The sequence below is a fragment of the Nocardia sp. NPDC004123 genome (genome assembly GCF_053603795.1).
Map to the genome: position 1 here is coordinate 294501 of NZ_JBSGGG010000008.1, position 6000 is coordinate 300500.

At 67.1% G+C, this 6000-nt stretch carries 8 protein-coding genes; 2 read left to right on the forward strand and 6 right to left on the reverse strand.

Annotated features, from left to right (window positions below; translation table 11 throughout):
* Positions 1 to 21: 21 nt before the first annotated feature.
* The gene (locus ACWEQQ_RS14350; RefSeq protein WP_452348531.1) at positions 22 to 474 is read left to right on the forward strand and encodes an SRPBCC family protein; all 453 of its coding nucleotides are present in this window, start codon (positions 22 to 24) and stop codon (positions 472 to 474) included.
* A 3-nt stretch (positions 475 to 477) separates the two neighbouring features.
* On the opposite strand, the gene ACWEQQ_RS14355 is transcribed toward ACWEQQ_RS14350, so the two are convergent.
* The 6 genes from ACWEQQ_RS14355 to ACWEQQ_RS14380 all read right to left on the reverse strand — a co-directional run bounded on the left by ACWEQQ_RS14355 (position 478) and on the right by ACWEQQ_RS14380 (position 4530).
* The gene (locus ACWEQQ_RS14355; protein ID WP_402775830.1) at positions 478 to 702 is read right to left on the reverse strand and encodes a hypothetical protein; all 225 of its coding nucleotides are present in this window, start codon (positions 700 to 702) and stop codon (positions 478 to 480) included.
* Positions 703 to 737: 35 nt separating this feature from the next.
* A complete protein-coding gene (locus tag ACWEQQ_RS14360) occupies positions 738 to 1544 on the reverse strand; it encodes an HNH endonuclease family protein (protein WP_452348532.1) in 807 nt (268 codons plus the stop codon).
* A 274-nt stretch (positions 1545 to 1818) separates the two neighbouring features.
* On the reverse strand, positions 1819 to 2316 hold the full coding sequence (locus ACWEQQ_RS14365; RefSeq protein ID WP_452344878.1) for a hypothetical protein: 498 nt from the start codon (positions 2314 to 2316) through the stop codon (positions 1819 to 1821).
* 145 nt (positions 2317 to 2461) lie between these two features.
* Positions 2462 to 3583: an NAD(P)H-dependent flavin oxidoreductase gene (locus ACWEQQ_RS14370; RefSeq protein ID WP_452344877.1), complete on the reverse strand. Its 1122-nt coding sequence runs from the start codon at positions 3581 to 3583 to the stop codon at positions 2462 to 2464.
* 139 nt (positions 3584 to 3722) lie between these two features.
* A complete protein-coding gene (locus ACWEQQ_RS14375) occupies positions 3723 to 4133 on the reverse strand; it encodes an NUDIX hydrolase (RefSeq protein WP_452344876.1) in 411 nt (136 codons plus the stop codon).
* A 19-nt stretch (positions 4134 to 4152) separates the two neighbouring features.
* Complete coding sequence (locus ACWEQQ_RS14380) at positions 4153 to 4530, reverse strand: ArsR/SmtB family transcription factor (protein WP_452348533.1); 378 nt, start codon at positions 4528 to 4530, stop codon at positions 4153 to 4155.
* Between the two features lie 112 nt (positions 4531 to 4642).
* Here ACWEQQ_RS14380 and ACWEQQ_RS14385 point away from each other — a divergent pair, with 112 nt between their 5' ends.
* A complete protein-coding gene (locus ACWEQQ_RS14385; protein WP_452348534.1) occupies positions 4643 to 5887 on the forward strand; it encodes an MFS transporter in 1245 nt (414 codons plus the stop codon).
* Positions 5888 to 6000: the final 113 nt, after the last annotated feature.

Below are 6000 nucleotides of genomic sequence, written 5' to 3' on the forward strand. Positions count from 1 at the left end.
TGGTTTCAGTATTGTTCCCCTATGGCCTTCGTCATCGACAAAAGCGTGGAGATCGACGCGCCCGCCGAGCTGGTCTGGCAGGTGCTCACCGACGTGGACAAGTACGGGGAATGGAATCCCTTCTGCCTGGAGTGCAAGACCACCCTCGAACCGGGGTCGCCGATCGATATGAAGGTGCGGCTGGTCGGGCCGAAACCCAAGCAGCAGCGCGAGTTCATCCGTTCCCACACACCGGGTAAGGAATTCAGCTACAACATGAAGCCCGCGCTGCTGGGCCTGCTCAGCAGCGAGCGCTCGCACACCCTGACCCCGCTCGAGGACGGCCGCACCCGCTACTTCTCGCACTTCCAACTCAACGGGCCGCTGGCCCCGGTGGTCGCCGGCCTGCTGGGCGGCGCGCTGACCACCGGGTTCGAGGGCATGACCGACGCCGTCAAAACGCGGGCAGAGGCCCTGAAAGCCGTGCGCGACTAGCGTTCACGCCTCGAACGGCAGCACGTTGCCGGCGGCGTCGCGGCCACCGCTCTCGTTCTCGATGGCGGTGGCCAGGTCCTGCACGCTGGTCCAGCTGCGTGGTTCCTCGTCCTCCAGATTGCCGATGGTGTACCAGGTGGCGGTGCCGCGATAGCGCACCAGCCCGTGACCCGAATAATCCAGCGTCACATCGAGATCCCCGGAGACCGTTCCCTCTTCCCGGGTCATGACGGCTGCCTCGCTGCGGATTTCGACGACGGCGACTATGTGAACTCTCCCTTGCTGACACAGTCCTTCACCGCGGTCTGCAGTGCGGTCTGCTCCTTGGCATCGACGTTCAATCCGTACTTTACTTTCACCTGGATGTAGTGCCCGATATAGGCGCACCGGAAGGTCCCGGGCGGCAGATAACTGGACGGATCCTGGTCGCCCTTGGAGCGGTTGGCGGTGGGATCGGAAATCACCAGGTTCAGCGCGTCATTGGCGATATGGCGCCGGGTGTCGTCGTCGAGGTTCGCAGCGCCCGAACGCCACGCCTCGGCCAGCGCCACGATGTGGTCGATGTCCAGGGCCGACGAATCGGTGGTCCACTTGTAGGGCTTGAGGGCGTTGGTCTTCTTGTCCATGACCCCGTACTGGTCGCGCCAGCCACCATTGGTGCCGACGCTCAGTTTGCAGCTGCTCGGATCCAGCTTCACCGGCCCGGTGGCGTCACGTAGTAGCACCACGTCACGGGTGGTGCAGCGACTGTATTGCGCGAAGGCGTCACCGAATCCGTGTTCGGGCTTGTCGGTGTCCCAGTGCGGGAATCGGTCGCGGGAGTAACCGGTCATCGGCAGTTCGTCGGCCACCTTCAGTTTGCCCAGCAGACTGCTGATCTCCTTGGCCGATCCCGCCGGTTGAGCGCCGCGATCCGGTATCGGCGGGCCGCTCGCGTCCGATTTATCCGTGCCGACATGCTTTTCGAGGACGGCGGCCACGATGGCCAGCACGATCACGAACAGCAGCGACACCGCCGCTTTCAAGACGCGGCGCAGGGTGGGGGAGGAACGGATCTTCGACCATGTCACCGCGCATCACCGCCCGCGGCGGCCGGGGACAGGGGCTTCGACAGACATGACGGCTTCGTGTGCAACATATCCCGCAAACCTTGGCAATCAGCGACCCGAAACGGCAAGCCGCACGAGGGTTTCGGAGACCGGTGTCACACCGCGCCCCGAGAATCGGCGTCCGGAACCGGACTCGCGGCACACCCGCCGCAATTCCATACTGAGTCGCCGTGAGATCGAAAACAATGACGGTGCAGGGATTTCCGCTCGGCTTCCGGCGCGTTGCCGTGTCGCGCTAGATCTGATGCCACCAGGCTATGAAGAACACCGCGCCGCCCGCGCACAGCGCGATGGCCACCGGTACCGGCCACCACGGACCGCTGCGGCCCAGCAACCGCTGGGCGAGACGCTGTTCGAGCATTCCGAGCCCGGCGATGAGCAGTACCCACAGGGGGAACGGCAGCGCGCCGCCGGCGAAATGCACCGCCCACGCCCCGGCCAATGTCGGACCGCCCCAGGAATGTTCGAAATCGTGCGCCGCCACCAGGGGATAGAAGATGCCGCGCACCGCGGCCAGCACCATCAGGAACGCCGCGAACCAGGCGACCAGTCCAACCGCGACCGCCAGCACCGTGTGCCCGGCGGTCCGCCACGGTCCCGGTTCCCGCAGCTCGAACGGCGCCCGGAACACTCGCCGCACCACCCGGGCCCGAACCCCCGTGGGCGCGAAGGCAACCGGCACCGAGAGCAGCGCGTAGTACGCGGCCCGCAGCACCCGCTCGACCTTCCCCATGGGGACAACCCTAGCGCCGGCTTATGGTCCGCCCCGGCAGCCCGCGACCTGGTGCCGCGCCCGCCGGAGATGCGTCGGCGCGCCGGGCAGCCCTACCCGACGCGCCGAATCGCCTGAGCATCAGGCGGTGTCGATGTCCTGAGAATCAGGCGTTGTTGAGCTTGTTCAGCCGCTCGCAGGACTCCAGGTACTCGGTGATGAGCCGCTGCACCACGTCGGCGGAGCGCTCCATCTTGTTCATCATGCCGACGACCTGGCCGACCGGGTTGAAGTTCACGTCCTTGGCCTGCTCCGGGTACCGGTGGCCGCGCTTGACGCCGTCGAGGGCGACCATCATCTGCAGCGGCATGCCCAGCGGGTTCGGGGTGTCGGGACGCTCCCACGCCTCGGTCCAGTCGTTCTTGAGCATGCGGCAGGGCTTGCCGGTCCACGACCGCGAGCGCACGGTGTCGAGGCTGGTGGCGTCGATGTAGGTCTGCATCTGGGCGGGCGGCACATTGGCCTCCTCCACCGTCAGCCACAGCGAGCCGGTCCACGCGCCCGCCGCGCCCATGGCGAGGGCGGCCGCGACCTGGCGGCCATTGCCGATACCACCGGCCGCGAGCGCCGGCATGTCGCCGATGGCGTCGATGACCTGCGGCCACAGCACCATGGAGGCGATCTCACCGCAGTGGCCGCCGCCCTCGGTGCCCTGCATGACCACGAAGTCCAGACCGGCGTTCTTGTGGTTGAGCGCGTGCTTGACCGAACCGCACAGCGCGCCGATGAGGCGGCCGGAGTCCTGGATCTGCTTGATCACGTCATCGGGCGGGGTGCCCAGCGCGTTGGCGACCAGCTTGGCCTTGGGGTGCTTCAGGATCACCTCGATCTGCGGGGCGACCGTGGTGGCGGTCCAGCCCAGCAGCTGGTTGTGGCGCTCCTCCGGCGGCAGGTGCGGCACGCCGTGGTCGTTGAGGATCTTCTCGGCGAAGTCGCGGTGCTCCTGCGGAACCAGCTTGGCCAGTTGGGCTTCCAGCTCCTCGGGGCTCAGGCCTTCGACGCCCTTGCCCTCGTATTTGGAGGGGATGACCAGGTCCACGCCGTAGACGCCCTGCACGTGCTCGTCGAGCCACTGCAGCTCGACCTCGAGCTGTTCGGCGGTGAACCCGACCGCGCCGAGCACACCCAGACCGCCCGCATTGCTGACCGCGGCGGCCACGTCCCGGCAATGGGTGAAGGCGAAGATGGGTACGTCGATGCCGAGGCGATCACAGATCTCGGTACGCATGGTGTGGTGGGCTCCTCTGAACTTTCCGGCACTGGAAATGTTGTGCCCACCACACTAGAACATGTTCTACATTCGGACCAGTCTCTCGATGCCTGCCCGTAGGTCACTGTCAACAACATGTTCTAGTTGCCGGGAGTGGTCAGCCGTGTGCGAGCAGGCCGTCGGCGTGCAGATCGTCGAAAAGGAGCTGGTCCACGGGCGGGACGTGCGGCCGATCGGCGTAGGTGAACCAGGCGATCTCGTCGATCTCGCTGCTGGCCGCGAGGGTGCCGGAATACTCGGCGGTGTAGCAGGCCATGCGCACGACGGCGTCGGGAATCAGGGCCTCGTAGGTGCCGACGTGAGCGACGGTGTCCGGCGCGAGTTCGACCGTGAGCTCCTCGCGGATCTCGCGGACGAGGGTTTGCAGATCGGTTTCCGCGCCCTCGCGTTTGCCGCCGGGGATATAGAAGACGTCCTTGCCGCACGGCCGCGCGCACAGGATGCGACCGTCCTCGATTCGCACCCAGGCCACCGTGTCGATCAGCCGCTGCTCCCGCTCCGTCTGCATGGGCGCAGCCTAGCGGGCGTCAGTCCGCGGGCTCCCAGGCGGCGACGAGCTCGAGCAGGCCGGGGAAGCGGGCTTCGAGGTCGTCGATGCGGACCTGGCTGCGGCGTTCGAGGCCGTATTGACGCTGGCGGGTCACACCAGCTTCGCGGAGCGCCTTGAAGTGGTGTGTCAGTGACGATTTCGGGCGGTCGATGCCGAACCAGCCGCAGGAGTGGTCGTAGGCCTCGGATTCGAGCAGCAGTTTTTGGACGATGTGCAGCCGTAGTGGGTCGCTCAGCGCGCCCATCACGGTCTCGAGTCGCAGTTCGTCGAGTCCGGGTTCCGGCAACGGATCCGGCACGACGGCCGGTTCCGCGGGGAGCGTGAACTTCGGCGCGGGGCGCTGCTTGGCCGGCATCGATGAACTCCTCACTGTCGACGCTTGTACGACTTTCATCGTACAGCATGCTATGTTCGACTTCGTTCGTACTAGTTCGAGTCGATTCGAACTTTGAGTGGAGGTAGTGGAAGTGGTTGCGACACAATCTCGCCCGGCACAGACCGCGGAGCCGATCGATCTCGGAATCGCAGCTCGCGTCGCCCCGACGTGGTGGATCTGGCTCGCGGCGTGGCCGGTGACCGCGGTCTTCGTGCTCTCGAACGCGGCGACGCCGCTGTATGTGCTGTGGCAGCGCGACTTCGGGTTCTCCAAGGGCACGATGACCGTGGTCTTCGCCTTCTACATCGTCGGTCTGCTCGGATCGCTGCTGGTGTCCGGCGTCGCCTCGGACCGGCTCGGCCGCAAAGCCGTGCTGATCCCGGCGCTGATCCTCGCGGCGGCCGCATGTCTGATCTTCGCCACCGCGCCGAGTGTGATCGCGCTGATGATCGCTCGCCTGCTGACCGGTATCGCGGTGGGCGCTGCGGTATCGGCGGGCATGGCAGCCGTGACCGATGTCGCCGGACCTGAGCGCAAGCACCTGGGCGCGCTCTTCGCCTCGACGGCGATGGTGCTGGGCGCGGGCGTCGGCCCGCTGCTGTCCGGCGTCCTGTCCGAAACCGTCCCGGCCCCGACCGTCACCGTCTTCCTGGTCGAGATCGCGCTGCTGGCAACCGCTTTCGTGACGGTGTTGCGGATGCCCGTCGGCCGTCCGGCGCACCGGGATGCGGGCTCATGGATCCGGGTACCCCGGGTGCCCCACGCGAACCGCCGCCAGCTCTTCCTCGGCATCGCGGTGTTCGCGCCCGGAATCACGGCCACCTCCTTCGTGCTGTCTCTCGGCCCGGCCCTGCTGTCCGGCCTGCTCGGCACGACGAGCCGAATCGTCGCCGGCGCCATGGCCTTCGCGATGTTCTTCACCGCCACCGCCGTCCAGTTCGCCGCCCGATCCCTGCCGCGCCCGGCGACGATGGCGATCTCCGCGACCGCGACCGCCCTCGCGATGCTCACCCTCGCGATCGCCGTCCACACCCAGTCGCCGACCTTCCTGATCGCCTCGGCGCTGCTCGCCGGGGCGGGCCAGGGCCTGGGCCAGCTGGGTGGGTTGTCCCTGCTCAACCACGCCGTCCCGGCCGCTCGATTGGCAGAAGCCAACGCGGCGTTCAATATCGGCGGCTACATCCCCGCCGGTCTGCTGCCCGTCAGCGCCGGGTACCTGAGCGACCTCGTCGGCCTTTCGACCGGCGCGACGACCTTCGCGCTGACCCTACTGGCGCTGTCAGTGCTGGCCGTCGCGGCAATCCTGCGTAATCGCCCTGCCCTCACTCCGGCCTGACCCACCGGCATGCCTTGGCGCACACACCATTTCCTGCGCTGGATCTGCGCCTCGTTGCGGGCGGCGGGCATACGACCGGTGGAAACCTGGAAGTAGACCGCGGCCTCACCGAC

Bases quoted from the DNA above. Each gene is read 5' to 3' on its own strand.
- ACWEQQ_RS14350 (WP_452348531.1), top strand. From the start codon at position 22: ATGGCCTTCGTCATCGACAAAAGCGTGGAGATCGACGCGCCCGCCGAG.
- ACWEQQ_RS14355 (WP_402775830.1), bottom strand. From the start codon at position 702: ATGACCCGGGAAGAGGGAACGGTCTCCGGGGATCTCGATGTGACGCTG.
- ACWEQQ_RS14365 (WP_452344878.1), bottom strand. From the start codon at position 2,316: ATGGGGAAGGTCGAGCGGGTGCTGCGGGCCGCGTACTACGCGCTGCTC.
- ACWEQQ_RS14370 (WP_452344877.1), bottom strand. From the start codon at position 3,583: ATGCGTACCGAGATCTGTGATCGCCTCGGCATCGACGTACCCATCTTC.
- ACWEQQ_RS14375 (WP_452344876.1), bottom strand. From the start codon at position 4,133: ATGCAGACGGAGCGGGAGCAGCGGCTGATCGACACGGTGGCCTGGGTG.
- ACWEQQ_RS14380 (WP_452348533.1), bottom strand. From the start codon at position 4,530: ATGCCGGCCAAGCAGCGCCCCGCGCCGAAGTTCACGCTCCCCGCGGAA.